At 63.7% G+C, this 24,207-nt stretch carries 25 protein-coding genes and 5 pseudogenes; 13 read left to right on the top strand and 17 right to left on the bottom strand.

Translation table 11 applies throughout. The features are described 5' to 3' along the window. Nucleotides 1-78: 78 nt before the first annotated feature. From AC5Y5W_RS05860 to AC5Y5W_RS05830, 7 genes are all read right to left on the bottom strand, one after another. Nucleotides 79-1,179, bottom strand: coding sequence for a BtrH N-terminal domain-containing protein (locus AC5Y5W_RS05860; protein WP_042789224.1), 1,101 nt, complete (start codon nucleotides 1,177-1,179; stop codon nucleotides 79-81). A 277-nt stretch (nucleotides 1,180-1,456) separates the two neighbouring features. Further along, a complete protein-coding gene (locus tag AC5Y5W_RS05855; protein ID WP_012394825.1) occupies nucleotides 1,457-2,563 on the bottom strand; it encodes an NDMA-dependent alcohol dehydrogenase in 1,107 nt (368 codons plus the stop codon). Between the two features lie 46 nt (nucleotides 2,564-2,609). Beyond that, entirely contained in the window at nucleotides 2,610-4,226 is a 1,617-nt protein-coding gene (locus tag AC5Y5W_RS05850) for a fatty acid--CoA ligase (protein WP_016889190.1), read from the bottom strand. 48 nt (nucleotides 4,227-4,274) lie between these two features. Further along, the gene (locus tag AC5Y5W_RS05845; RefSeq protein ID WP_016889191.1) at nucleotides 4,275-4,685 is read right to left on the bottom strand and encodes an SCP2 sterol-binding domain-containing protein; all 411 of its coding nucleotides are present in this window, start codon (nucleotides 4,683-4,685) and stop codon (nucleotides 4,275-4,277) included. 261 nt (nucleotides 4,686-4,946) lie between these two features. Beyond that, entirely contained in the window at nucleotides 4,947-6,149 is a 1,203-nt protein-coding gene (locus AC5Y5W_RS05840) for an NAD(P)/FAD-dependent oxidoreductase (protein ID WP_012394828.1), read from the bottom strand. Next, nucleotides 6,146-7,486, bottom strand: coding sequence for a cytochrome P450 (locus tag AC5Y5W_RS05835; RefSeq protein ID WP_046188902.1), 1,341 nt, complete (start codon nucleotides 7,484-7,486; stop codon nucleotides 6,146-6,148). The genes AC5Y5W_RS05840 and AC5Y5W_RS05835 overlap by 4 nt, the downstream gene beginning before the upstream one ends. 71 nt (nucleotides 7,487-7,557) lie before the next feature. Next, nucleotides 7,558-7,878, bottom strand: a complete 321-nt coding sequence (locus AC5Y5W_RS05830; RefSeq protein WP_012394830.1) for a 2Fe-2S iron-sulfur cluster-binding protein — start codon at nucleotides 7,876-7,878, stop codon at nucleotides 7,558-7,560. Nucleotides 7,879-8,040: 162 nt separating this feature from the next. On the opposite strand from AC5Y5W_RS05830, the gene AC5Y5W_RS05825 reads away from it, so the two are divergent. After that, nucleotides 8,041-9,006 (top strand): helix-turn-helix transcriptional regulator, encoded by a 966-nt coding sequence (locus AC5Y5W_RS05825; protein WP_046188922.1) that lies wholly within the window; start codon nucleotides 8,041-8,043, stop codon nucleotides 9,004-9,006. A 69-nt stretch (nucleotides 9,007-9,075) separates the two neighbouring features. Here the strand turns inward: AC5Y5W_RS05825 and AC5Y5W_RS05820 are convergent. The 5 genes and pseudogenes from AC5Y5W_RS05820 to AC5Y5W_RS05800 form a co-directional block, all read right to left on the bottom strand. Continuing rightward, nucleotides 9,076-9,501, bottom strand: a pseudogene (locus tag AC5Y5W_RS05820) (IS1380 family transposase); the annotation flags it as partial. A 147-nt stretch (nucleotides 9,502-9,648) separates the two neighbouring features. Beyond that, a complete protein-coding gene (locus tag AC5Y5W_RS05815) occupies nucleotides 9,649-10,227 on the bottom strand; it encodes a TetR/AcrR family transcriptional regulator (RefSeq protein ID WP_172827193.1) in 579 nt (192 codons plus the stop codon). 92 nt (nucleotides 10,228-10,319) lie between these two features. Next, nucleotides 10,320-11,231: an alpha/beta fold hydrolase gene (locus AC5Y5W_RS05810; RefSeq protein ID WP_012394833.1), complete on the bottom strand. Its 912-nt coding sequence runs from the start codon at nucleotides 11,229-11,231 to the stop codon at nucleotides 10,320-10,322. Further along, complete coding sequence (locus tag AC5Y5W_RS05805) at nucleotides 11,231-11,668, bottom strand: PaaI family thioesterase (RefSeq protein WP_041325313.1); 438 nt, start codon at nucleotides 11,666-11,668, stop codon at nucleotides 11,231-11,233. Before AC5Y5W_RS05805 ends, AC5Y5W_RS05810 begins: the two co-directional genes overlap by 1 nt. 53 nt (nucleotides 11,669-11,721) lie before the next feature. After that, nucleotides 11,722-12,246, bottom strand: a complete 525-nt coding sequence (locus AC5Y5W_RS05800; RefSeq protein ID WP_008256180.1) for a TetR/AcrR family transcriptional regulator — start codon at nucleotides 12,244-12,246, stop codon at nucleotides 11,722-11,724. 275 nt (nucleotides 12,247-12,521) lie between these two features. Here AC5Y5W_RS05800 and AC5Y5W_RS05795 point away from each other — a divergent pair. The 5 genes and pseudogenes from AC5Y5W_RS05795 to AC5Y5W_RS05775 form a co-directional block, all read left to right on the top strand. Continuing rightward, nucleotides 12,522-12,890, top strand: a pseudogene (locus AC5Y5W_RS05795) (TLP1 C-terminal extension domain-containing protein); the annotation flags it as partial. Next, on the top strand, nucleotides 12,887-14,059 hold the full coding sequence (locus tag AC5Y5W_RS05790; protein ID WP_012394837.1) for a zinc-dependent alcohol dehydrogenase: 1,173 nt from the start codon (nucleotides 12,887-12,889) through the stop codon (nucleotides 14,057-14,059). The pseudogene AC5Y5W_RS05795 and the gene AC5Y5W_RS05790, both read left to right, overlap by 4 nt. Then, complete coding sequence (locus AC5Y5W_RS05785; protein ID WP_012394838.1) at nucleotides 14,022-14,600, top strand: carboxymuconolactone decarboxylase family protein; 579 nt, start codon at nucleotides 14,022-14,024, stop codon at nucleotides 14,598-14,600. Before AC5Y5W_RS05790 ends, AC5Y5W_RS05785 begins: the two co-directional genes overlap by 38 nt. 486 nt (nucleotides 14,601-15,086) lie before the next feature. Then, a pseudogene (locus tag AC5Y5W_RS05780) lies at nucleotides 15,087-15,541 on the top strand (type II toxin-antitoxin system Phd/YefM family antitoxin). Nucleotides 15,542-15,544: 3 nt separating this feature from the next. Next, on the top strand, nucleotides 15,545-15,979 hold the full coding sequence (locus tag AC5Y5W_RS05775; RefSeq protein WP_012394840.1) for a type II toxin-antitoxin system VapC family toxin: 435 nt from the start codon (nucleotides 15,545-15,547) through the stop codon (nucleotides 15,977-15,979). 299 nt (nucleotides 15,980-16,278) lie between these two features. Here the strand turns inward: AC5Y5W_RS05775 and AC5Y5W_RS05770 are convergent, their stop codons facing one another. The 3 genes from AC5Y5W_RS05770 to AC5Y5W_RS05760 are packed head-to-tail and all read right to left on the bottom strand — an operon-like array spanning nucleotide 16,279 to nucleotide 17,953. After that, nucleotides 16,279-16,827 (bottom strand): nucleotidyl transferase AbiEii/AbiGii toxin family protein, encoded by a 549-nt coding sequence (locus AC5Y5W_RS05770; RefSeq protein ID WP_500009114.1) that lies wholly within the window; start codon nucleotides 16,825-16,827, stop codon nucleotides 16,279-16,281. Beyond that, nucleotides 16,740-17,174 carry a nucleotidyl transferase AbiEii/AbiGii toxin family protein gene (locus AC5Y5W_RS05765; RefSeq protein WP_500009070.1) on the bottom strand — a complete coding sequence of 145 codons (435 nt, stop codon included), beginning with the start codon at nucleotides 17,172-17,174 and terminating at the stop codon, nucleotides 16,740-16,742. Before AC5Y5W_RS05765 ends, AC5Y5W_RS05770 begins: the two co-directional genes overlap by 88 nt. Then, nucleotides 17,171-17,953, bottom strand: a complete 783-nt coding sequence (locus tag AC5Y5W_RS05760; protein WP_500009069.1) for a type IV toxin-antitoxin system AbiEi family antitoxin domain-containing protein — start codon at nucleotides 17,951-17,953, stop codon at nucleotides 17,171-17,173. The genes AC5Y5W_RS05765 and AC5Y5W_RS05760 overlap by 4 nt, the downstream gene beginning before the upstream one ends. A gap of 340 nt (nucleotides 17,954-18,293) precedes the next feature. Between AC5Y5W_RS05760 and AC5Y5W_RS05755 the strand changes: the two are divergent. The 3 genes and pseudogenes from AC5Y5W_RS05755 to AC5Y5W_RS05745 all read left to right on the top strand — a co-directional run. Beyond that, nucleotides 18,294-18,619 (top strand): annotated as a pseudogene (locus AC5Y5W_RS05755) (type II toxin-antitoxin system Phd/YefM family antitoxin); the annotation flags it as partial. Between the two features lie 3 nt (nucleotides 18,620-18,622). Then, nucleotides 18,623-19,057, top strand: a complete 435-nt coding sequence (locus AC5Y5W_RS05750) for a type II toxin-antitoxin system VapC family toxin (protein WP_500009068.1) — start codon at nucleotides 18,623-18,625, stop codon at nucleotides 19,055-19,057. Between the two features lie 256 nt (nucleotides 19,058-19,313). After that, complete coding sequence (locus AC5Y5W_RS05745; protein ID WP_500009067.1) at nucleotides 19,314-19,757, top strand: nitroreductase family deazaflavin-dependent oxidoreductase; 444 nt, start codon at nucleotides 19,314-19,316, stop codon at nucleotides 19,755-19,757. A 28-nt stretch (nucleotides 19,758-19,785) separates the two neighbouring features. Here AC5Y5W_RS05745 and AC5Y5W_RS05740 read toward each other — a convergent pair whose 3' ends face one another. Next, complete coding sequence (locus AC5Y5W_RS05740; RefSeq protein ID WP_500009066.1) at nucleotides 19,786-20,268, bottom strand: MarR family winged helix-turn-helix transcriptional regulator; 483 nt, start codon at nucleotides 20,266-20,268, stop codon at nucleotides 19,786-19,788. Nucleotides 20,269-20,365: 97 nt separating this feature from the next. Here AC5Y5W_RS05740 and AC5Y5W_RS05735 point away from each other — a divergent pair, with 97 nt between their 5' ends. The 3 genes and pseudogenes from AC5Y5W_RS05735 to AC5Y5W_RS05725 all read left to right on the top strand — a co-directional run. Next, entirely contained in the window at nucleotides 20,366-20,989 is a 624-nt protein-coding gene (locus AC5Y5W_RS05735) for an NADPH-dependent F420 reductase (protein WP_500009065.1), read from the top strand. Nucleotides 20,990-21,076: 87 nt separating this feature from the next. After that, nucleotides 21,077-21,976, top strand: a complete 900-nt coding sequence (locus AC5Y5W_RS05730; RefSeq protein WP_500009064.1) for a TIGR03619 family F420-dependent LLM class oxidoreductase — start codon at nucleotides 21,077-21,079, stop codon at nucleotides 21,974-21,976. A gap of 8 nt (nucleotides 21,977-21,984) precedes the next feature. Then, nucleotides 21,985-22,116 (top strand): annotated as a pseudogene (locus AC5Y5W_RS05725) (SDR family oxidoreductase); the annotation flags it as partial. A gap of 47 nt (nucleotides 22,117-22,163) precedes the next feature. On the opposite strand, the gene AC5Y5W_RS05720 reads toward AC5Y5W_RS05725, so the two are convergent. Further along, nucleotides 22,164-23,273, bottom strand: a complete 1,110-nt coding sequence (locus tag AC5Y5W_RS05720; protein WP_500009063.1) for an NAD(P)/FAD-dependent oxidoreductase — start codon at nucleotides 23,271-23,273, stop codon at nucleotides 22,164-22,166. Nucleotides 23,274-23,511: 238 nt separating this feature from the next. On the opposite strand from AC5Y5W_RS05720, the gene AC5Y5W_RS05715 reads away from it, so the two are divergent. Continuing rightward, the gene (locus tag AC5Y5W_RS05715) at nucleotides 23,512-24,198 is read left to right on the top strand and encodes a phosphoribosyltransferase (RefSeq protein WP_500009062.1); all 687 of its coding nucleotides are present in this window, start codon (nucleotides 23,512-23,514) and stop codon (nucleotides 24,196-24,198) included. Nucleotides 24,199-24,207 lie beyond the last annotated feature (9 nt).

Here is a 24,207-nt window from a genome sequence, read left to right as displayed (position 1 = left end):
GCGAAGCGCTGAACATCGTCATGCTGCCAATCGAGAAACCAGTAGTCTTCAGGAAACTCGATTGATTTGAAGTGCCACTCACAGATAGCCTTTCAGATGAGCTTCGATGCCGGTATCGACAGTGCCAACGGATCGACTGGCCGTTTCGAGGGCTTCGACGAGGCGCGTTTCGGCGTCCGGGATCGTCGCGGCGACTTTGGCCGCAGCTAGACTACGACTCCGTAGCGATGTGCCGGCATCCGTGGCTGCGGCCGCAAGCGTAGACCACGCTTTGGAAGCATGTCGGGCCGCGGCAGCCGCTTCGGCAGTGGCGGCGTCATCTAGGAGATCGGCGATGTTCTGGCAACCGTCTGCCTGCAGCGTACGAAAGAGCCCGCCGCCGGTACCGGCTTTCTCGATGAACGCCCCGAGCCCGAACAATGCCGCGGTCAGGGCATCGTCATCGAACAGCGTTGGCCAATGCCCTACGTCATCGGCGAAGTCCTGCACACCCTTCAAACCGGAAGATTCGACTTCAGCTGCCTCGATGCGCAGTAGCGGCGCACCTACGGCACCGCCGCGCATGAACGCTGCGCTCGCGGCGAGTGCAGCGGCCGCGATCGGCCCAAGGTCTGGCACTCGCTCTGGCCAGTCGACGTGATATGTGGTGTGCCGGGTAGGTGTGGGAAACCCGACCGAGGACCGCGCCCGGCGTAGGTCGTCGTAGGCCACCGTCTGGGTTGTCTCGCGGTCATTATCGACCACATAGGCGACCCGTTGTTCGTCATCGTATCCGGTGATGACAATGTCGTGACGGCTCATGTGCAATCGGACGCGCAGGTAAGGAAGTTCGCCGATGTCAGCCCAGACCATGACGGGTCGACCTTTGTCGATTTCGTCGGTCACAAATGCCCATCCCACGTCCGGGTCATCGGTCGATCGCACGACGAACTTTGCGCCAACCCGGGAGAGGTAATCCTGTTCCAGGTCGCTTCCTCGTCCTACCAGGTACACCTGGGGGAACAACTGCGTAGAGCGGACGTACGAGAAGTCCAAGACTCCGCCGAGGGTGAAGACCAATCCTTCACTGAGTGCTTCTGTCCCCCATCCGAGTTGGGCCCATTCAGTAAGGTCACGAAGCGCACCGGAACCACAGTGCCCTCCCCTCCTATGGGGATAGGGAACTTGAATCCTCGTCATCGCCGCTTCCTTCCTTGTCAGTAGCACTGTTGAGACTCGTCAAAAGCTACGTTTCATCACGGCTTCCCGGCTGACAGTAGGTGCCAACACCAACACGCGTGACCGCAGCCAACCTCAGCCGCGCATCTCGACAGCCTATGGCGATGGGGCACATTGACTTTCGATCGCTAGTCCTGCATCAACACGTCAACGGTAAGAGCCACAGACGCGCAGCACTCAACCGTTGTACTCAGCTCGCTTGCTCCCGTGGTCGCGCTCCCGCGCTTCGGCTGCTTTATCAGAATCGGATGAGTCCTCGGATGTTGCGGCCCGATCGCATATCCGCGTAGCCTTCGTTGATCTGATCGAGGGTGTACTCACGGGTGATCAGCTCATCCAGCTTGAGGTGTCCGGCGTTGTAGAGCTCGACGAGCCGCGGGATGTCGTGGGCGGCGTTCGAAGAACCGTACAGAGCGCCGCGGATCTGCTTTTCATACAGCGTCAATTCCAGCAGTGAACCCGACATCGAGGTGTCTTCGGGGTGCCCGATCGCGGTAACGACCACACGGCCGCGTTTACCGACCAAGGACAGCGCCTCGCCGATGTAGGACCCTTCGGCGACATCGGTGGTCAAGACGCAGACATCGGCGAGTTTGCCGCGGGTGATGTCACTGATCAGTGACCAGGCCTCGTCGATCGTGGCAACGGCATGCGTCGCACCGAAACCGCCGGCTTGTTCACGCTTGAACGCCACCGGATCGACAGCCACGATGTTCAACGCGCCCGCGATGCGGGCACCCTGAATCGCATTCATGCCGATGCCACCGGCTCCGATCACCGCCACGGTATCCCCGGCACGCACCTCACCGGTGCGCACCGCCGACCCGTACCCGGTCGTCACACCACACCCGATCAACGCCGCCTTGTCCAGCGGTGTCCCCTGGTCGATTTTGACCAGAGACGCCTTGGGGACCACGGTGTATTCCGAGAACGTGCCCAGCAGGCACATCTGGCCGACGTCCTCACCCCTGGCATGGAAACGGTAAGTGCCGTCGATCTGGGGTCCCATCATGAGCGCGGCACCCAAGTCGCACATGTTCCCCATCCCCCGCGCGCAATAGGAACAGTGCCCGCACGACGGCAGGAACGTCAGGATCACCGAATCGCCCTCGGCGACGTTCTCGACACCCGCACCCACTTCGACCACGGTGCCGGCACCCTCGTGGCCACCGACGACGGGCAGCGGAATGGGCAGGTCGCCGGTCACGAGGTGTTCGTCGGAATGGCACAACCCGGTCGCGGTCAGCTGGACGAGCACTTCATCGGGGCCGGGAGGATCCAACTCGATGTCCTCGACTTCCCACTTTTCTCCTAGGCCCCACAGCACTGCAGCACGTGTCTTCATGTGTGTCTCCTTAACGTCAGTGTTTCGGTCGCAGTGGATTGATGATTCACGCCAGCGTCTCGATGATGAGGTCACCGTCGGCGAACTGGCGGCGCAGCTTCTTCTTGTCGAACTTGCCAGTGGAAGTCAGCGGAATGTCGGTGACGAACGCCCACCGTTCCGGTAGCCACCACTTGGCCACCCGCGCACGCAGAAATTCGGTCAGCTCCGCCGCGGTGGCGGTGCGGTCGGCAGCCAGGACGACCACCGCCAGCGGCCGTTCCTGCCACTTGTCGTCGGGCACTCCAATCACCGTGGCGGTGCGCACCGCAGGGTGAGCGGCCAACTCGTTCTCCAATTCCACCGAGGAGATCCATTCGCCCCCGGACTTGATGACATCCTTGGAGCGGTCGGTCAGCGCGATGAGCGCGTCCGCGCTGATCGTCCCGACGTCCCCGGTACGCAACCACCCGTCCGGCGACGCCGCCGGACTGTCATTCTCGTAATACGACTGAGTGATCCACGGGCCGCGGACTTGAATCTCCCCCACCGATTTTCCGTCCCACGGTTGTTCTGCACCGCTGTCATCGACGATGCGGGCCTGCACACCGGCCACCACCCGGCCTTGGGTTGCGCGCAGGTGAAGCGACCTCTCCGGGGTATCAGAACTCCGCGGCAGAGCGACCGAGGCCAGCGGGGAAGTCTCAGTCATCCCCCAAGCCTGCACAATGCGGATGCCCAGCTCGTCATAGGCGGTCATCAACGACCGCGGAACCGCCGAACCACCGCAGGCCACCATCTTCAGCGAACTCACGTCATGGCCAGGATTGTCGCGCAAGTAATGCAGAACATCGGTCCAGATTGTCGGCACCGCCCCCGCCATCGTCGGCCGCACCGCCTCGATCATCTCCACCAAAGGCCCCGCCTGCAGGAAACGGTCAGGCAGCAGAAGCTGCGCGCCGGCCATCATCGCCGCATACGGCAACCCCCACGCGTTGGCGTGGAACATCGGAACGATCGCCAACACCGTGTCGTCATGACCGATGCCCAAGGCATTCGAGGTGCACGCCGCCTGAGAGTGCAACCACGTCGAACGATGGCTGTAGACAACACCTTTCGGGTGCCCGGTGGTACCGCTCGTATAGCACATCGCTGCAGCCGACCGCTCATCGACATCGGGCCACTCGAACGTACTCGACTGGGCGGCCACCACATCGTCGTACCGTAGGACGTCCTTTCCGCACCCCTCGACCGCGGCAAGATCGCCGGTTCCGGTCACTAGCACCGTGCGCACCGAGGTCATCGACGGCAACGCCGCCGCCAAAAGGGCAAGCACCGTACTGTCGACGATGATCACCCGATCCTCGGCATGATTGGCGATCCACGTCAGCTGTTCCGGCGGCAGCCGCAGGTTCAACGTATGCAGCACCGCGCCCATCGACGGCACCGCCGCGTAACAGTCCAGATGCTCCTGGTTGCTCCATTGCAGCGTCGCGACACGCTCATCTCCACGGATGCCGATCTGGCGCAAAGCATTTGCCAACCGTGCCGCACGCTCACCCACCTCGCGATAGGACACCCCAGAGATCTGCCGGGGTCCGCGCGCAGTCAGCACCTCGCGATCGCCATGGACTGCCGAAGCATGGGCCACGATCGCGGGCACAGTCAACGCAACGTCCTGCATCGTGCTCCTCATCGCACACCCGCCCTACAGCCCGCGGTGAGGCGAGGGTCACGCATCGATGAGGTCCTGCCGATTCTGGCTCTCCAGCATCAACCGGTACTCGGGGAACAGGTTCTTGGCCTGCGGGATCAACTTGATCAACTTCGGCACCGGACCTTTCGCACGTACCGTTCCCTTGGCCATCGCCATCGTCAAGTTCACCTTCCCCAACCAGAACTTGTTCCCCGTGTCTGCCGACATGAACAACTCCACGTTGGGCACCGCGGTACTGGCCGCTCCGGTCTCCACCACCTTGTTCGGCATGTCCACCGTCACAACCGCATCCGGATCTGTGTAATGCACCCGCAACACCACACCCGAATTCGCGAGCTTGTCCGCCAGACCCTCCTTCTCCAAACCCCGCCGAAAGATCCCGCCCAGGAAGGCATAGACCTCGTCCTCGTCCCTAAATACCGCCACCGTCAACCTCAACTAACCTCATTGTCAGAACAGAACAGAACAGAACAGGCACCGACTTCTGACGCTGCTCCTCCGGAAAGAATCGTCATGCTCGTTGGGAAACCCCACTAGGTCCTGATGCGCTGCGCCAAGGCGACCGCCGGGCAGCCGCTAGCGTTCCTTTGCCAGCGGGGCTGGATGGCAATTGTCACTGAAGTACCTCTCCAAGACACGCGTCGCATCCGCCGTCGTCGTTCCCACCGCCTACGCACCGCCGGCACCTCAGTCCGAGCCGGCGAGCACCAGTTCGGCCCGTTCGACGGCGACTTGCTGCGTGATGACCCGCTTGCTGAACATGAAGTCGCGGGGACGGTTGATGCAGTCGGCGGCAAGAAGCTCGCCGGCACGGAGGTAGAAGCAGGTGAAGTCGCGCTCCCGGGTCGGGTCGCCGCTGAGGACGACCTCGTCGTACCCGGTGTTGAGACCGGCGATCTGGAGCTTGAGGTCGTATTGATCTGACCAGAACCATGGAAGGGCCGCTATCTTCTTGGACTTCCCACAGACGGTCGCGGCGGCGACCTTGGCCTGCTCGGCCGCGCTCGGCACGGACTCCAGGCGGATGCGACGGCCGTAACGGGCCATGTCGTGGCTGGCGCAGTCCCCGGCGGCCACGATGTCGGGGTCGCTAGTCCGGGCCTGATCGTCGATCACGACGCCGTTGTCGACGACCAGGCCCGCGGTGGCGGCGAGCTCGGTGTTCGGCTCCACGCCGATGCCGACAATGACGAGGTCGGCGGGAATTGATTCGCCACCGGCCAGGATTACTTCGCGGACCCTGCCGTCGCCGGACAGAGCCTCGACCAGCGTGCCCGTCCGGATGTTGACGCCCTCCTCCCGGTGGATCCGGTCGAAGAACTCCGATACCTCCGGGGCGGTGACCCGTTCAAGGACGCGCCCGGTCGCCTCGAGCAGGGTGACCTCCAGACCCAGTGCACGCAACGAGGCGGCTGTCTCCAGTCCGATGTAGCCGCCGCCGACGATCACCGCCCGACGCCCGGGGCCGGCGGCCTCTCGGATCATCTCGCCGTCCGCGGCGGTGCGTAGGTAGAAGACTCCGGCCAGGTCCGCTCCCGGGGTGGGGAGCCGACGAGGCCGGGCGCCAGTGCACAGCGCGAGCTTGTCGTAGGGCAGTGCGTCGCCGGTACTCAGCACGACATGACCAGCCGAGCGGTCGACCGCCGCCACCGTCGCATCCAGGAGTCGGATCCGCTGCTTGGCGTAGAAATCCGAGTTGCGGATCGCGAGTTCGGCCAGTTCGCATTTGTCGGCCAGGTACGACTTGGACAGCGGGGGCCGCTGGTAGGGCAACGCCGACTCATCGCCGACGAGGACGATTTCGCCGTCCCACCCTTCTCGGCGAAGACTGGCGGCGAGCTGGGTGCCCGCGTGGCTGGCCCCCGCGATGACCGCTCGCTGCACGGTCATGCGCCACCTTTCGGGGTGAGGCGGACCATCAGCTTACTGATCCCCCTCACGAAGTTGGACTGCACGTACTCGGGCTCACCGACGACCTCGATGTTCTCGAACCGCGGAAGCAGCTCCTCCCACAGGATCCGCAACTGCATCTCGGCCAGCCGGTTACCCATACAGCGGTGCACGCCGAAACCGAAGGAGATGTGGTTACGGGCGTTGGCCCGATCGATAATCAGGTCATCGGGCCGATCGAACACGCGCTCGTCGCGGTTGCCCGAGGCGTACCACATCAGGACCTTGTCGCCCTTGCGGATGAACTGCCCGTTGAGCACAGTGTCGGCCTTGGCGATCCGGCGCATATGCGCGAGCGGGGTTTGCCACCGGATGATCTCCGAGACCATGTTGGGGATCAGCTCGGGGTTCGCCTTCAGCTTCTCAAACTGGTCAGGGAACTCGTTCAGCGCCAGAACACCACCGCTCATGGAATTGCGGGTCGTATCGTTGCCACCCACGATCAGCAATACCAAGTTGCCCAAGAACTCCATCGGGCGATCGATCAGGTCCTTGGTGCTCTCGTCGCTCTGCAACATGGTGATCAGATCGAAGCCGGGCAGCTCTCCGGCAGCTGTCCGGGCTGCCTTGTCCCGCCAGTGAGCGCTGAGACCTCTAGCCATATCGACCATGCCGCGAAATATCTCGTCGTTGTCCGAGGGCCCACCGTTGGCTTGCTCCATGGAGGTGGCGAGATCGGACCATTGGACGAGCTTGCGCCGCTGCTCGAACGGGAAGTCCAGCAGCGTGGCCAGCATGCGCGCGGTTAGCTCGATCGAGACGTGCTGCACCCAGTTGAACGGTTCGCCAAGCGGCAGAGCGTCGAGCACGTCTACCACCCGCTCGCGGATGAGGCCCTCCATCTCACGCAGGTTCTTCGGTGCGACCACACCCTGGACAGCCTGCCGTTGCCGGTCGTGTTTTGGGGGGTCCATCGCGATGAACATCGCAATGTCGAGGAAGCGCGGCGGGCTCCCGATGACGATGAACGGCTCGGAGGAGAAGACCTCGTGGTTCTTGTCGACGGCCACGATGTCGGCATGCCGCGTCACCGACCAGAACGGGCCGAACGCGCTGTGGGCCTGATAGTGCACGGGAGCCTCGTTGCGTAGGCGCTCGTAATAGGACTTCCAGCGACCCTGACGATAGAGGAAAGGATTGCTAAGGTCGATGTCGGTCAGTTCAACCTCGTCAGCCGGCGGGATCGGTCGCTCGATGAAGATTTTTTCACCGTTGGTGCCGGTGACCCAGCGCCGCGTTCTGTCGTAGAGGTGGGCGCCCTGGATTATTCGGTCCATCGGAATTGTTGCCTGAGCCTTGGCAGTGACTGCCTCGCGAATATTGCTCACGTCTCACCTCTCTTTCGTCATCACAGTTGGAACTCGGGCAGATGGACGATCAAACCGTCCCACGCCTCAGAGACCTGCATCTGGCAGGACAGCCGGGAGGTCGGCTGACGCTCGGGGTTCATCGCGAGCATCTCCTCTTCATTGGCCCCGGAGAGGCCGACCCGATCGGACCATTGCGGATCGACGATCACATGGCAGGTGCCGCACGCGGCTTCGCCTCCGCAGTCGCCGTCGATGCCGGGCACCGCATTGTTGGTCGCGACCCGCATCAGTGACTGACCTTCCTCGAGAGGCGCCTCATACTTCTCGCCGCCGTGGGAGACAAATGTGACAACTGCCATAGCCAGGCTCCTTGCGTGTCCTCAGTTACTTGACACAAGTCTTGCGCCAGATGAGCGCTGCGGCTATGTTCGCCGGAGTCAGAAACTTGTGATTTCGGCTCAAAGGGGCCATGGTCAGTGAACCCCAATGACGCGGGTGTGCCCCCACTCGCATTCGTGCAAATGCTCGAGAGCCCGGCGTTTGACCCAGACGCCGTCGCGCGGCTTCGCAACATCATGGCTCGCGAAGGAACCGACGAGGCGACGCTGATTCAGCGTGATATCCAGGCCCCGTTACGGTGGTTTCGTGAGGCGTACCCCGGTCTAGACATCGATCAGGCAACGCTGCTCGGATTTGCGTTAGCCGAACAGGCACAGTTGACGTCCTTCGGCCCGCTGAGTGTTCCGCTGGTCAGCGCGGGCTCAGTGGCCGAGATCGTAGAGCTGCTGACTTATCTGCCGTTGATCACGACGGCTGTCAAAGCACAGTTTCATCCAGATGACCAAGGCCTCACCGTCGGGCTCTGGGGACACACCAGCGATCGTGCCCTGGACTGCCTCGCCGTCACGTACGCCGGGTTGGCGTTGTTGCGACTGCTGGACATGCTCGTCCGTGCGGCGCCGACCCTCACACTCCACTTGAGTTGGCCAGCGCCCGCCGCCTTGAAAGATCGCGAGGACGACCTTACCGCCGGGCGCCTGTTCTTCGACGCTCCGATGTCCTTCCTCCATGTTCCCGCGGACACGCTCAACGAGGTGTGCCGGTTCTCCGATCCCGTCGCATACCGACTCGCCATCGTCGATCTGCAGCGAACTCTCGACCAGCGGAGCGAAACCACGTCGTTCTCGGAGAAGGTGAGACGGCTGCTGCAGAAGGAGCCCGGACGCCGAAGTAAACATTGGTTCGCACATGAGCTGTCGATGTCCACCAGCACACTCAAGCGGCGCCTCTCCGAAGAGGAGACCACCTTTCGCGAGTTGCGCCAAGCATTCCTGCGCGAGCGCGCGATGCTGCAGCTACTCGACCGATCCCTATCGGTGAGTGAGATCGCCACGGATCTCGGATACAGCGACCTCGCCAACTTCTCACACGCCTTCAAGCGATGGACCGGCCGCTCTCCGAGCGAGTTTCGGCTCTCACCACATTGAGCTGTCCCGGCGGGTCCGGAGATCCCGACCTTTGCGGCGTCTTTCTGCAGCGTCGCCTCTCCCCGGGTGTTCGATGAAGGCCCGAGCCTGCGCGCCGGGCAGCAGATTCACCCGGTCACACAAGCCGGCCAGATGCTCGGCCAGCACCGAATCCAATTGGCGGGCATAACCGAAAGTGAACTCCCGCAACAGCGTTCCCATCGTTGACGGGGGATACACCCGGCGGAAAAAGGGTTTTTATGCCGCCAGCGCGGACCAGGTCGACATCATCGATGTAATCCGCGCCCGCGTACATGCTCGCGATCAGGGTGGCCAGTTTCGGAGCCGGATTGGCCGACCTCGACTTGACCCTGGGAGCTGCGATGTGAATCTTGTTGGCCAACAACTCCGATAGGCCTGCCTGCTCAGCCAGCGCCATCACCGGCACCAGGCCCGCGCACGACACCAGATGTCCTCATCGAACACATCGGACCGCGGGGTGAACGTGTGGGACACTCGCGCCGGAAGTGCCGTTCTCGAACTGGACCGATTGTTGCCTGAACAATATCAATCTTCCCAGCTCAGAACGCACTTTCCTTATCCCGACACCCCGACAAACAGTCCATTGTCAGTGGATCGAGGCTAAGACCGCTCAAGTCACAGCTATCTATAGCCAACGCCGAGGTAGCGGAGCGCCACCCGCGAGATCCGCGCACCCGTGGTGGCGATGTCCGCGGAGGGAAGGACGACGTGACTCACGGTGAGCCGCACCAGAACGTCTGCGACCTCCTCGACGTCTTCGGAGTCGAGATCGGCGAAGTGGTCGTGAAACCACGCGACCAAAGCCGCGGAGGAGAGCTGGAGCAGGGACGCCGATGTCGGCAGGAGAGGAAGAACGCCCGTCGTCGGCGCACCGGCGCGATCATCCCCTGAGTGGCTGGACGTCAGCACCGACTTCAGGAGCGGACTGGCTTCTGCTTCACGCAGGGTGAACCGCACCGCTGCGGTGATGCCGCCCTGAACGTCGCCGGTGTGTTCGGCGAGGATGGCGTGGATACCCTCCAGGAAGCGCTGACCCTCGGCCACCACGAGCGCGTCACCAAGTCCCTGCTTATCGCCGAACTCCTTGTATAGCGTCGGTCGGGAGACGCCGACAAGTTCGGCGACCTCACTCACTCGGACTTGTTCCCAGCCCTTCTCAATGGTGAGTTCCCGTGTCGCCCTCAAGACCTGCTCGCGGATATGTCGGCGAAACGACATCCGCGCCGAATCAGTTGGCATACGAGCAGAATAGGTGGCGAACTGGGATCTCCCGCGCAGCCCGACGACTGGCGTCAAACGGTACGGTCGAGAAAGTCGACGACCGCCGTCGAGAATGCGTCGTTGTTGTCGCCAGCAACCATGTGGCCCGCGCCCGACACGTCAACGGTTTGCGCGTGGGGAACCAAGGTGAGGAAATCCTTCACTGTCTCTTCGGAGACTATGTCCGACAGCAGGCCGCGGACCAGCAGCGCCGGCGCGGACACCTGTCGCGCGCCATCGACAAGGAATGCGCTCATCATCTCGAACTCCTCTGCGCCGTCGTCTGAATCACTCTGCAGGAACTGAAAATTCGACGTCGCAAACGCCGGATCCCATCGCCAGGCCCAGCGACCGTCTCCACGTCGGCGGAGGACTTTTTGAAGGCCGTCGACGTTTTCGGGGCGAGGGCGGTGCGGGTTGTAGGCGGCGATCACGTCAGCGGCCGACTCTAGGCTGTCGAAACCTTCGGGATGGGCCGACATGAACGATAGGACTCGGCGGGCGCCGTGCATCTGCATTCGCGGAGTGATGTCAACCAGGACGACGGCCTGCCATAGCTCCGATGGGGCGAGCAAGTGCGTGCCGAGGATGGTCAAACCGCCCAACGATGCCCCGATCGCGGCAACTGGGCGGGCGGAGCCGGCGTACGCGCGCACGGCCAACAGGTCGGACCCCAGCCGTTCGATGTCATAGCGTCCGTCTGGATCCCAGTCGCTGTCACCATGTCCCCTTGCGTCGTAGGCGGCAACGGTGTAGCCCCGCTGATGCAATCGTTGGGCGGTGACATCCCAGGCGTGCCGGCTCTGACCACCGCCGTGAAGGAGCAACACGACCGCCCGCGGTCCGTCACAGCGGTAGAAGTCGACCGCCAGCGAGAGCCCATCCACCGTGGGCACGCGCTCGACGACAGGAGCGGACGAATCATGTGCTCTGTTTGCAGACATCAAGAGATGGCCTTCGGTGCGACGACGGTGACGGTGCCCTGCGCCGCACACACCGCTCTGCCGTCGTTGCAGATGTCGATACGTGCCACACCGCTGGTTCTGCCCAGCGAGATGATCTCAGCCGTGGCTACACAGGTTCCGCTGGAGACTGGACGAAGCAAATTCAGTTTGAACTCCGTCGTCGCGACCCAGGATCCCATCGGAATCACGGGATAAAACACCACTCCAAGGCAATGGTCGACCATGGCCGACAAGCAGCCGCCATGCAAGTTGCCGAAAGGCGTCTTCAGGTCGTCGCGTGCGTCCATCTCCGCGACGAGCCGTCCAGCAGTGAATTCAGTGTGCCGGAAGCCGAGGTAACCGGCCAGCCCGCCCGTGGTTTCTGCTGCGCTCTGCAGTTGTTCAGCGACCTGCTGGTTGAACGCGGTGAACTGCACAGACATGTCCGGCCTCCTACCTCAGCTGTGGTTGAGACATTACGCCTTGTCTGTCACATCGGTCGACAATGGTCGCTCGCCAGGATTGCGGGAAGGAGAAACCTTGAAAGAAATGTCCGGAGCCCGTCACGACTGCGCTCCCGCGGTCCTCGAACAGTCAGCAGGCTCAGTATCGTGCGGAGAACCCACTCGGCGGCGTCGTCGACGGAGACGCCCGGTTCTACGTAACTCCAGTGTCTCCTGAAGATGGGACGGAGAAACTCGGTGACGAGTTCGAAGAGTGACGTCGAGGTCCCCGCCGCGAGGCCAACGCCGGCGAGTTCCTCGTCGCTGCCGAACAACAATCCGATGATCTCTTCGCGGCGCGCGGCCTCAACTGTGTATTCCACGAAATCGACGAGAGCGGAGCCCAGATCGGTGTGCTCCGCGATCCGGGGGTTGATGCGATCGAGATAGCGCTCGGCGGCGCGAATGATGACGCCCGACATCACCGCCTCCCGATTAGGGAAGTAGCGATACACCGTTGCCCTGGAGACACCCGCTGTTCTGCCGATGTCCTCCATGGTCGTGCCTACCACGCCGCAACTCTCTAGGCACCGCTCGGCAGCATCTAGCAATCGGTCGCGAGCGGAATCACGATCTGACGGCGCGGCGGCACCCCATCGCACCAACTTCGTCGACACAACAGCCAGTATGCCGCGGGCGCACACCATTGTGGCTTGACTGCAGATATGACACCATCGCATTCGTGTCTCACAACAGCCCGTGGCCCTGAGCGAGTGATCGATTGTCGGTAGAAGCGCGTACTCCGGTGGCGGTCGGCGTAGGCGAAGTCACCCATCGCGGGGACGACGTCGTCACCGGCCTCGGTTGGTATTCGACGAAACATTCGGTCGGTGTGTGGTCGGCCACCCCTCCACCAACCGGGTGGCGACTGATCGACACGGCAGACGAACAAACTCCGATCGATTCATCGCGGCTGGCCGTCGCAGGCGTCGACGAGGCGACCGGTCGCGCGACAGTGGACGGGTACACGGTCGAATACGACCGAGACGGGCGACCTCGATGGACACCGACCATCGCGCACCTGTCCGACGGGCGAAGAGTCGTCGCACGCAGCGACGATCCGCAGATTGCCGAGGCGATGGCGGGCGAGATGTACGTTGGCAGAACGGTTTGCCTCCGAAACACAGGGTCGTCCACGGGATTCGAGCTTCCATGATCGCCGAGGCCATGGTGTTGACCGGACCGCGGAATCTGGAGCGGCGCCAGATGACCATCCCCGACGTCGGTGACCGCGGTGCGATCCTGCGAGTTGAAGCATGTGGTCTATGCGGTACAGATCACGAACAATTCACCGGACACCTGCCTGCCGGCTTCTCATTCGTTCCAGGTCACGAAATCGTCGGCATCGTCGAACATGTCGGCAATGCGGCCAGCGAACGCTGGTGCGTCCGGGCCGGCCAGCGCGTGGCCGTCGAGGTGTTCCGGTCCTGCCGAGACTGCCCGGAGTGTCGCCGCGGCGAATACCGGCGATGTGCGGTGAACGGCATCGCCACCATGTTCGGGTTCGTCGACGTGGAGATCGGCGCCGGGTTATGGGGCGGATACGCCACCCATGTGGAGCTTCCGTGGGACGCGATGCTACTCCCGATTGCCGAAGACATGGACCCCGTTCTCGCCACGTTGTTCAACCCTCTCGGGGCCGGTATCCAATGGGGGAAAACTCTTCCCGACACCAAGGCGGGGGGTATCGTAGCGATACTGGGACCGGGCATCCGCGGGATCTGCGCGGCGGTGGCGGCGAAAGAGGCGGGAGCCGCTTTCGTCGCGATGACCGGCATCGGTCCACGCGACGATCAGCGACTGGCCATAGCCAGATCATTCGGTGTCGACCTGCCCATCGACGTATCGCAGGACGATGCAGTGACAGCGCTCCAGCGTGAGACAGGCGGACAGCTTGCCGACGTGGTCATCGATGTCACCGCCAAAGCACCCTCCGCGTTCGCCGACGCCGTCGCCCTTGCCAGGCCTGGCGGCAGGGTCGTGGTTGCTGGCACCCGCGGCGGAGGCGGCGCGCCCGGCTTTGAACCAGACACGCTGGTGTATAAGGAATTACACATCGCCGGTGCACTCGGCGTGGAGTATCCCGCCTACCGGGCAGCCCTCGAGATTCTGGCCACGCGCCGCTGGCCGTTCGACCGGATCACAAGAGAATCAACCGGATTCGCTGGTCTCGCGCCGCTGCTCAGTTCGCTTGCAGATGAAAATGCCAAATCGAGTGCGGCCCTGCACAACGTCTTCGTGCCCACGCCCTCACAGCATGCGGAGCTTCAACAGAGGAAGGTCACACGTGACGAGAACGGAACGCGTACCGATGCTCGACCTTGAGCAGGCCCGGCTGCGGGCTGCCGAGTGTGGGCTGCCCGCAGAGATGGCAGAACTGTCAGTATTTCGCGTGGCACTTCACCAGCCGAGCCTCGCAGTGGCCCTGTACGGAATGCTTGAGGCGCTGCTATTTAACGGTGTGCTCGACGCCCGGCTACGCGAATTGATCATCATGCGCATCGGCTGGGTAACGGGGTCGGTATATGAGTGGACACAGCATTGGCGAATCGCGACGCTGCTCGGTGTGGCTTCGGATGACCTTCTGGCGGTGCGTGACTGGCAGAGTTCCAATCGTCTGGGCCATGCCGAGCGTGCGGTCCTGGCGGCGACCGATGATGTGGTACGTGACGGGGTCATTGCCGAGGAAAACTGGGCCGCGTGCCACAAGGCATTCAATGGCGATCACGCGGTTTTGGTCGAACTTGTCGGAGCGATCGCCAATTGGCGGCTCTTTTCGATCCTGCTTCGATCCTTGAATATTCCGCTTGAGTCGGGTACCGACTCCTGGCCGCCCGATGGGCGAGCCCCTCGACGTGACGATTGAGTAAAAACGGTTGTTCAGCAATCGCACCCAAGTTGAAGCTCGGTTACCCCTTATGTTCCTAGTCAGTTGTGGGCTATTGAATTTCAAACGGGTAGTTGTGATTTCGGTCTCTTAGCCACGGTCTCGGGGTAATGCCACCAACTGGACATGTGGAGCCAACTGTTCTGGGACGCCTACACCAGCTTGAAGCACGCTCCGTCATACGAATACGATCCAAGGGATGTCGAGGTTCTTCGCGACTCAGGCCAACTGTTACTACTGGGAGAGTCGTTCAATCGGGTCGCTGGCAACAGAACGCCAATGAAGGCGATCGTCGGCAGTCACCGCACACAGCACCTCACGCAGAGAATTCAAGAGCCCGCTGCTGCAAGCTAGACCCGGCGTCCGACACCGAGGCGCTGCCGTCTTCATACAGCTGACCACGAACGCCAGCCGCGCCGAAGTCCCACCGGGGACGGCAAACACCTTCCGCCGCAACACCTTCGGATGCAGCTTGGACGGAAGGCCACCAGCCACCATAATATCGACCGTCTCGGCGTCGCCAGCACCGCGGACGAATCGGTGTACCGGCCCGTTGCCACCTCGCCTCCGGCTTGCGCGGGTCAATCTCTCAGGTCGTCGTTGCCACACTCAGAAGTGACATGTACAAATCACGGTTCAGCGAGTGTACAGTTCACGGTGTGGAGGTATCCGTGACCGAGTTGCGCGCGCACCTTAGCGATTGGCTCGATCGAGTTCGGGCTGGTGATGAGGTCGTCATCACCGACCGCGGGATTCCGGTCGCGCGACTCGCTGCGCTGGACAGCGCAGGCACCTTGGAGCGTCTCACGGCCGAAGGCGTGATTGCCAGGGCCACCGCGCAGCGGCCCGTCGCTGCGGGACGGTCCCGGCCCCGACCGCGGCGGCCGGTGTCTGACCAGGTCAGCGACCAGCGGCGCTGACCGGTGCCGCTCGTCTACTTCGACGCCAGCGCCTTCGTTAAACTTCTCACCACCGAGACAGGAAGCTCGCTGGCATCCGCGCTGTGGGACGGCTGCGACGCCGCATTGTCCAGCCGCCTGGCCTACCCCGAAGTCCGCGCCGCACTCGCTGCAGCAGCCCGCAATCACGACCTAACCGAATCCGAGCTCGCCGACGCCGAGCGTGACTGGGAGGACTTCTGGGCCGCCACCCGCCCAATCGAACTCACCGCCACGGTTGAACAGCACGCCGGCCGCCTCGCCCGCGCCCATGCCTTGCGCGAAGCCGACGCTGTCCATCTGGCCAGCGCGTTGGCAGTCGGCGAACCCGGCCTGATCGTCGCCGTTTGGGACCGACGCCTGCACGCCGGAGCCCAAGCCGCCGGGTGCCGACTCGCCCCCGCCCAACTCGACCCCTAATCCGACCGCTCGACGTCAGAGGTGGGTCGACCCCGGCATGGATGACGATCAGGTACCGATTCGCCAGGTCAGAACCCGTGTCGTAAGTGGCCAAGTCCCCCCTCGGACACAATTAGGTTAGCTATTTACCTCCAAAAACCCCTCCGAACGGTATCGGAGGGGATTTCTTATGTTTGCGAAACCTGAAGGTACTCGGTAATCGATTCGTGGTAACCCATTTTCGATTCGGGTTCGCAGGAAGGACTCATTGACTCGCCAGGCCAGAGCGTCAGACGACGCTTTCGGATGCCCGTCGTGCGTTATCGCCATCTCCCGTCGCCTGGGCTCCAGTTCATGCTGGTGAGGTCGTCGGTGATCGCGGGTTCGGCGAAGGTGATGACTTCGGCGAGCAGATCGGCGAATTGCTCGGGGAGTTTATCGCGGCCTTGTCGGTTGCGCCACGCCGCCCAACGGGACTGAGCGAGTTGGGGATAGCCGTCGAGCACGTCGGCCAGCGGTATCAACTTGGCACGTCGATGTTGCGCAACTTCCCTGATGGCTATCTGAAGGTCGGCTCCACCCAGCGCCCGAGAGCGAGCCAGAACCCAGATGTCACCGAAATCGCGCCAGCGCGTATTGGCAACACCGCGCTGCACGGCAGTCACAACCTTTTCGGCGTGCACCATGTGCAGCGGGTAGCCGTTGAGGGTGATGGGCTCCCCTCCGAGCAACCGTGGCACCGATACCAGCGTGGGGCTGGGCACAATGGGATCCCCGACGCTCACGTCAACATGGAACCTGTGCCGCGACGTAGCGACACGAGCATCGGCGCTGACACGGACGCCGGAGTACTCATCATCGTCACGAATGTCTCCGAACGCACTGCGGCAGAATCGAACTCGATTCCGTCATCCTCAGGTAGGCGCACAGCAAGGACGGATCTGATGAGCGCAACGATCTCGGCTTCGGAGTTTCCAAGGTCCTGACCGGCCAGGTCGACGTCGCGAGTAGGTCGACGGCTACCGAACGCCGCCAGGAGAACCCCACCTTTGAGGACGAACTTCTCACTCGACGGGCTGCGGCTGAGGCGAGCAAGGAATCCCTCGAGGATGTAGAGCTGGAGCAGCTCTTGGGTACTGCGTCTGCCTTCTTTAGCACGCCGCTGCAAATCGATGTATGCACGGCCGCCGGCGGTTTGGCGCGAGATTGGGCTCATAGCAAGATCGCCAGCGCCTGCTGGAGTGCGCGCTGCGCGTGTGGGAACGACCGCGCCATGCGTAGCAGCTCGGAGGGTTGGCCGCCCTGGCGCAACCACCGCTTGAGGGCATCGTTGGCCAGGTCGATCCCTTCGAAATGATGCAGGCGGTATGCATCGATGATGCTGCGCGGTGCGGAGTAGATGCCGATCTGTGTGCCGGCGTCGATCGGCAAAATGTCGCGTCCGATAGCGAAGGTGGCCGGGTCGAAGCGATGCCACCTGATCGGTGTATTCAGCCGCGGTGCCCAGGTGCCCCGAGGGATAGCGATGTCCAGCAGGTCAGGGATGTCATCGATGAGATCGTGGCGTGCCAGTGCCGATCGCAGGGCGATGGTCGCCTGCGGTGACGCAGAGCTGATCTCGGCGAGGTCTTCATCGCCGTACCACGTGCTCTTGCGGTAGAGACCGCGCGCAATCCGAACGATGCGCCCTTCGTCGCGAAGGTTGTAGAACTGGCGCCTATTCATATGCTCCAGGGCTTCGGAGAATCGGAACGTATCTGGCATGGCGCTCAGGCTGTCGAGGCTGGCTGCATCGTTCATGGCGATCGCCCTCCGTACCAAATCCTGCACACAACTATCGATACTGTATAGGATTTGGTACGTACTGTCCACGACGCTCTCAATCCGTCGCGTGTGTGGAATACGCCCGCAGCAATCAACATCCGCGACGTCTGCGGTGCTGGAGAAAACCGCGAAGCCCGAGCGCCACGGTCGTCCGGCCGTGTCCGGGCTCACTTCCTGAAGCTCAACGCTCCAAGCAAATCCAAGTCTGCAGTCCGATCCAGCGGACGGGACGCGTCGACATTTCAAGCGCGTAGCTATGCGGATCAACGCGTGCTGGACAGTACGAATGAAACGGAACGCATCCCCGCGCCGAGGACGTCATGAACCCTTCGAGGTCTCTACCAGGCACGAAAACACGCCTTGACCAGCTGTGAGGGCACGGGTCAGCGACCGAGTTGGAAAAGAGTCTCGACTCGTGTCGCAAGTCGCCAAGTCCCCCTCGGACACACGACTGAGGCGAGCGAAATGAACGCTCGCGTTCATTTCCGAGCCGATGGAGTGTGTTGAGCGGCGAAGCCGCGATCACACCGGTAGCGACATGTACAAATCATGCTTCAGTGAGTGTACATTCACGGTGTGGAGGTATCCGTGACTGAGTTGCGCGCGCACCTCAGCGATTGGCTCGATCGAGCTCGGGCAGGTCGTGAGGTCGTCATCACCGACCGCGGGATTCCGGTCGCGCGACTGACTGCGCTGGACAGCGCCGGCACCTTGGAACGTCTCACGGCCGAAGGCATGATTGGCAAGGCCACCGCGCAGCGGCCCGTCGCTGCGGGTCGGTCCCGGCCCCGACCGCGGCGGCCGGTGTCTGACCGGGTCAGCGACCAGCGGCGCTGACCGGTGCCGCTCGTCTACTTCGACGCCAGCGCCTTCGTCAAACTTCTCACTACCGAAACAGGGAGCTCGCTGGCGTCCGCGCTATGGGACAACTGCGACGCCGCGTTGTCCAGCCGTCTGGCTTACCCCGAAGTCCGCGCCGCACTCGCGGCAGCAGCCCGCAATCACGACCTAGCTGAATCGGAGCTTGCCGCTGCCGAGCGTGACTGGGAGGACTTCTGGGCCGCCACCCGCCCGGTCGAACTCACCGCGAGGGTTGAACAGCACGCCGGCCGGCTCGCCCGCGCCCATGCCTTGCGCGGAGCCGACGCTGTTCATCTGGCCAGCGCGTTGGCTGTCGGTGATCCTGGCCTGATCATCGCCGTTTGGGACCGACGCCTGCACGCCGGAGCCCAAGCCGCCGGGTGCCGGGTCGCCCCCGCCCAACTCGACCCCTAGCCCAACTTCTCGATGTCATAGTGGGCCAGCCCGGCGGCAGACGACGATCAGGTACCGACTCCCCAGGTCAGGGCCGGTGTCGTAGACGGGCCAAAGTCCCGCCTCGGACTCGTCCGGCGACACGACTTAGTCGGCCCTCGCCGTGACTCACTTGCGATGCGGGTCGCAGTCAAGACGCAAATCCTCAACCGTGCCGCCGCGCCCGGCAGATCAAGCCAGGGGGAATAGACGGTGTGACCAAGTAGCTGTGTGTGCCGTGGCCGAGAAACCCGATCCCGAGACGCTAAAAGCACTGAACGCCAATATCGCCGATGAGTTTCGCGCGAACGCCGGCAAGGTCGGGGGGCGATTCAAAGGCAACGAGCTGTTGCTACTCACGACGACGGGCGCCAAGTCCGGCCAGCCGCGGGTCACCCCACTGGTGGTGTTTCGCATCGACGGCAAGCTGCTGATCGTCGCCGGTTACGGCGGGGCCGACGTCAATCCGGCATGGGTACACAACCTGCGGGCCAACCCCCGCGCGCACGTCGAGGCCACGACCGGCTCGTTCGAGGTCGTCGCGCGCGAGCTCGACGCGTCCGAACGTGAAGTGGTCATCCCCAGAATCAACGCGACCGCACCTGCATTCGCGTACGCGAACTACCAGTCACAAACCACACGCACCATCCCAATATTTGAGCTGGAGCAGGGCGCGGCATGACTGCCCCACTGCTCACAGTCGACGAAGGCTATGAGGGCTCGTCTTCAGCGAGGGAGGCGTTGTCTTTGGCCAGGTGGCGCAGGACTCGTTCGTTGAGGGCGGCAAGCATGTCGAGCTCAGCCGGGGTGAGCAGGTCGATGAAGTTCCGGCGGACGTCCGCCACGTGCCCGGCCGCAGCCTTCTCGATGGCGGCGCGGCCAGCCGGCAGCAGGCAGACCATGGTGCTGCGGGCGTCGTCGGGGTTGGGCTCGCGACAGATCAGCCCGTCCTTCTGCATGCGCCGCACCTGGTGGGAGACCCGGCTCTTCTCCCAGCCCAGTGTGTTGCACAGGTCGCGGGCGGGCATGCGGTCCCCGTCGTGACCTGAGAGCACCGCCAGGACCTCGTAGTCGGCCCCCGACAGGCCCGATTCCTGCAGGCCCCGGTTCAGATGCACGTCGAGCCGATGATGCGCGTGCTGGAAGGCCCGCCAGGCGCGTTCTTCGCGAGGGTTCAGCCAGTTCGGTTCCATCGCTCTCCATGTTACCCCAATTGGTTGACGTGTCATCAAAATCGGATTAAGGTGGACGAGTCAACCTTTTCAACATTCATTCGAGACAGGACACCTCATGAGCAGCATCAGCATCATCGGCACCGGGAACATGGCCCGCGCCATCGGCGCACTGGCGGTAGCGGGCGGCAACACTGTCGAGGTCATCGGCCGCGATCAGTCCAAGGCTGCTGACCTGGCCAAGGCTCTTGGCGGCAGCGCCACGACAGGAGAGTTCGGCGCCGTCCCGGCCGGGGACATCGTCATCGTTTCCCTGTTGTACGCCAATGTGATTCCCGTCGTCGCCCAGTACGGAGACGCGTTGGCGGGCAAGGTCATCGTCGACATCAGCAACCCCTTCAATTCCGCGGCCGACGGGCTAGCCATCCCTGATGAAACCTCGATCGCGCAAGAAGTTGCCAAGGCGGCCCCGGCCAGCGCCAGCGTGGTGAAGGCATTCAACACCGTCTTCGGTGTTGTCCTTGCCCAGGGCCGGCCGCTCGACGTCTTCATCGCAGGAGACGACGCGCGCGCCAAGGCGGGTATGGCGGAGTTCATCTCGAGCCTCGGGCTGCGCCCACTGGACGTCGGCGGCTTGCACATGGCGCACTGGCTGGAAGGAACGGGCCTGGTCATGATGGGTCTCGCCCGTCACGGGGTGGGGAACTTCGACTTCGCCCTCGGCGCCACTGTGCCCGGCTGAGCCGCGCCGCCGCCGGTCCGGGCCGGGAAAGAACAGGGCGCCGTGCGCCCAAAGAATGGTTGATGGATCATCGAAAGGATTCTCGCGATGAAGCTCGGTTTCGCACTTCCCATGGTTGGGCCTGCTGTCAGCAGCGCCGCTGGTCTGAGCGCGTTCTGCCGCGGACTCGAGGACCTTGGCTATGACACCCTGTGGGTCGGCGATCGACTGGTCACGCCGGTTGATATGCACAGCACCTATCCGGGCAAAGAGCAGCCCTACCCGCCGCAGATGACCCGTTACCTCGATCCGGTGCTGCTGTGGACGGTCGCCGCGACGGCGACCAACCGGGTGCGGCTGAACGCCAGCACGCTCAGCACGTTCTACTACGAGCCGGTTCACCTGGCCCGGCTGCTGACCACGCTCGACGTGCTCAGCGACGGCCGCCTTGACGTTGGCGTGGGAATCGGGTGGATGAAGGACGAACACGACATCGCCCGCAGCGCGGACTGGCGCCGGCGCGGGCAGATGCTCGATGACCTGCTGGCCTTCCTGCACGAGTGGTGGACGACCACCCCGGTGTCCTGGGAGAGCGAGTTCTTCTCCCTGCCGCCGGTCCATGCCGACCTGCGCCCGGTCCAAGCCGGCGGTCCGCCCATCTGGGTCGGCGGTGCCAGCGAGGCCGCGATGCGCCGGGTCGGTCGCAGCGGCACCGGCTGGCTCGGGGTCGAGGGGCTGCAGGACGAGGTCACCGACCACTTGTGGTCGATTGCGCGCCGTGCGGCGAAGGACGCCGGCCGCGATCCGGACGCGCTGAAGACGGCCATGCGGATCAACCTCGAACCGGGCACGTCCGTTGACGCTGTTGCCGACAGGCTCGAGCGCCTCGCCAAGTCCGGCGCCGATGAGGCGATCGTGGATGCCTTCGCATTGTTCCCCACCCTTGACCAGATGCTCGATTTCGCCGACCAGGTCATCGCCCGGTGGAGTGATCATGGGAAAGCTTGACGGCAAGGTTCCTGATCCCGCGGGGAAAGATGGGCCGCCCTGAGGAGATTGCAACAGCCGCACTGTTCCTCGCCTCGGACGATTCAAGCTATGTCAATGGTATGGAGTTGATTGTCGACGGCGGCACCACGGCAGTGTGACTACGTAGCACGCGTCAGCAGGGCGTGAACTCCCCCTCGGAGACCGATTACGACGCCGCGGCGGGCGGCCGGCCGAGTGCGCACTCGGCCCGCAGGTCGATGCCGGGTTCCTGACCAAGCGCCAACTGCGCGAGCGCTCTGCCGAGTGCAGGCGCCTGTTTGAACAAGTTGTGGCCGGCGACGAAGAAGATGCCCGCGTGCTCCCAGGCGGCGAAGCCGTCATCGCTCCATGGCAGCGTCGTCACCCAGCAGTACCGGGCGTCCACGGGCCGAGGGTCAAGTCCGGGAAGCGCGCGTCGCACGTACTGGCCGGCCCGGTCGGCCAGCGTGACGAGCTCCGCCGGATGGGTGAAGCTGCCGTCATCGTTGGCCGCCGTGGCCTCGCTCAAACCGACGGCGTAGCAATGGTTTCCGGGTGTCGCCGCAGCATAGGTTCCGGTTTCGCCGAACTCACCGCTGCTGTCTTGTAGGCAGGACAGCAGCGGCGCCTGGCCGCGCACCTCGAAAGTCAGGCGGGCATGCGCGGCCAACCGCACCGGCAGGGCCAGACCGATGCTGCGGGCCAGTCGCGCCGTTTCGCGTCCGGCGCACACGACGACTCGGGCGTGCTCGGCGCGGCTTCCGCCGCACACCACCTCGACGGTGTCGCGGCGGGTCGGCCGGATGGTGATCACCTCCTCGGCAACCAGACTGTCCCCGATCCAGCCGGTGAGCGCGTCGATCGCGGCACGCACCCGGATGGCCCCGCCGGCCTCATCGAGCATCGCAGGGCCGTCGTAACGGGCCAGCACCGGTAATCGCTCGGCGAGTTCGTCGGACCCGATCCGCCGAACGCGGATTCCGCCGGCCTGCTCGAGAATCGGCAGCCGTCGCTCCACGGCCGGGCCGATCGCAACCGCGCCGTCACCCGCGACCAGCTCACTGCCCAGCCGCTCGGCCCACTCGTCCCACACTGTTCGGCTGTCCCGCGCGAACGCAACCAACCTCGGGTCATCGTGCGCGTGGCGGAAAATCCGCGATTCGCCACCGGACTGACCATTGCCTGGGACGCCGCGTTCGTACACCCGAACCGATGCGCCGGCTTCGGTCAACGCCCAGGCCGTCGAGAGCCCGACGATTCCGGCGCCGACTACGCCGACATCCGCGCCGTTCACCACGTCGACAGAGTGCTCCGCGCGAGCCGATCTCAAACCGCTGCCGCCAATATCATTGGCCTACAGGCTGTTACGTCGCAGTGCCTACCGCTGCCATAGGGGCCGGGGCACGGGCGGAGACGGTGCGGCCGCGGCGGACCGCGTTTCGGCGGTGCTGTGGCGGGGAAGCCGCAGTATGGCGATGACTTCAGCCGTAGGCTGGTAACGGCCAACGCGCCACAGAAACCGCGAGTTGCGACCTATGAACCGATCGAGTGGCTTTTTGCACCGGGAGTCCCGGCGCACATTCAGTGACCGCCGGGAAGCCGGCCGCGCACTGGCCGAGCAGCTGTCGTCATACCGGCGCGACAGCGCGGTACTCATACTCGGACTGGCCCGCGGCGGCGTTCCGGTCGCCTGGGAGGTCGCCGCTGCCCTGCGAGCCGAGTTGGACGTGTTCCTGGTCCGCAAACTGGGCGTGCCGCAATGGCCCGAGTTGGCGATGGGCGCGCTGGCCAGCGGCGGCGGCATCGTGATGAACGACAATGTGCTGTCCAGCCTGGGCGTCAGTGACGAGCAGGTCCGCGCGGTAATCGACCGAGAGGCCGCCGAACTGCGGCGGCGCGAGCAGCTTTATCGCGGCGGACGACCGCTCACCGACCCGCGCGGTAAGACGGTGATCCTGGTTGACGACGGAATCGCCACCGGCGCAAGCATGCTGGCCGCAGTGCGAGCGCTGAAAGCAATCGGTCCCAAGTCCGTGGTTGTTGCTGTGCCGGTGGGGCCGCCGTCAGCTTGCGACCAGCTGGCGCAGGAAGCCGACGACGTGATCTGTGCGACCATGCCGTCCGACTTCGAGGCGGTCGGGCAGGTGTTCGCCGACTTTCATCAGGTGACCGACGAGGAGGTCCGCGAGCTGCTCGCGACTGCGACCGTCACGATGGAATGACCGGCGGGG

Source organism: Mycobacterium sp. NGS51 (assembly GCF_059812525.1).
This window is presented reverse-complemented; position numbering and strand designations above follow the sequence as displayed.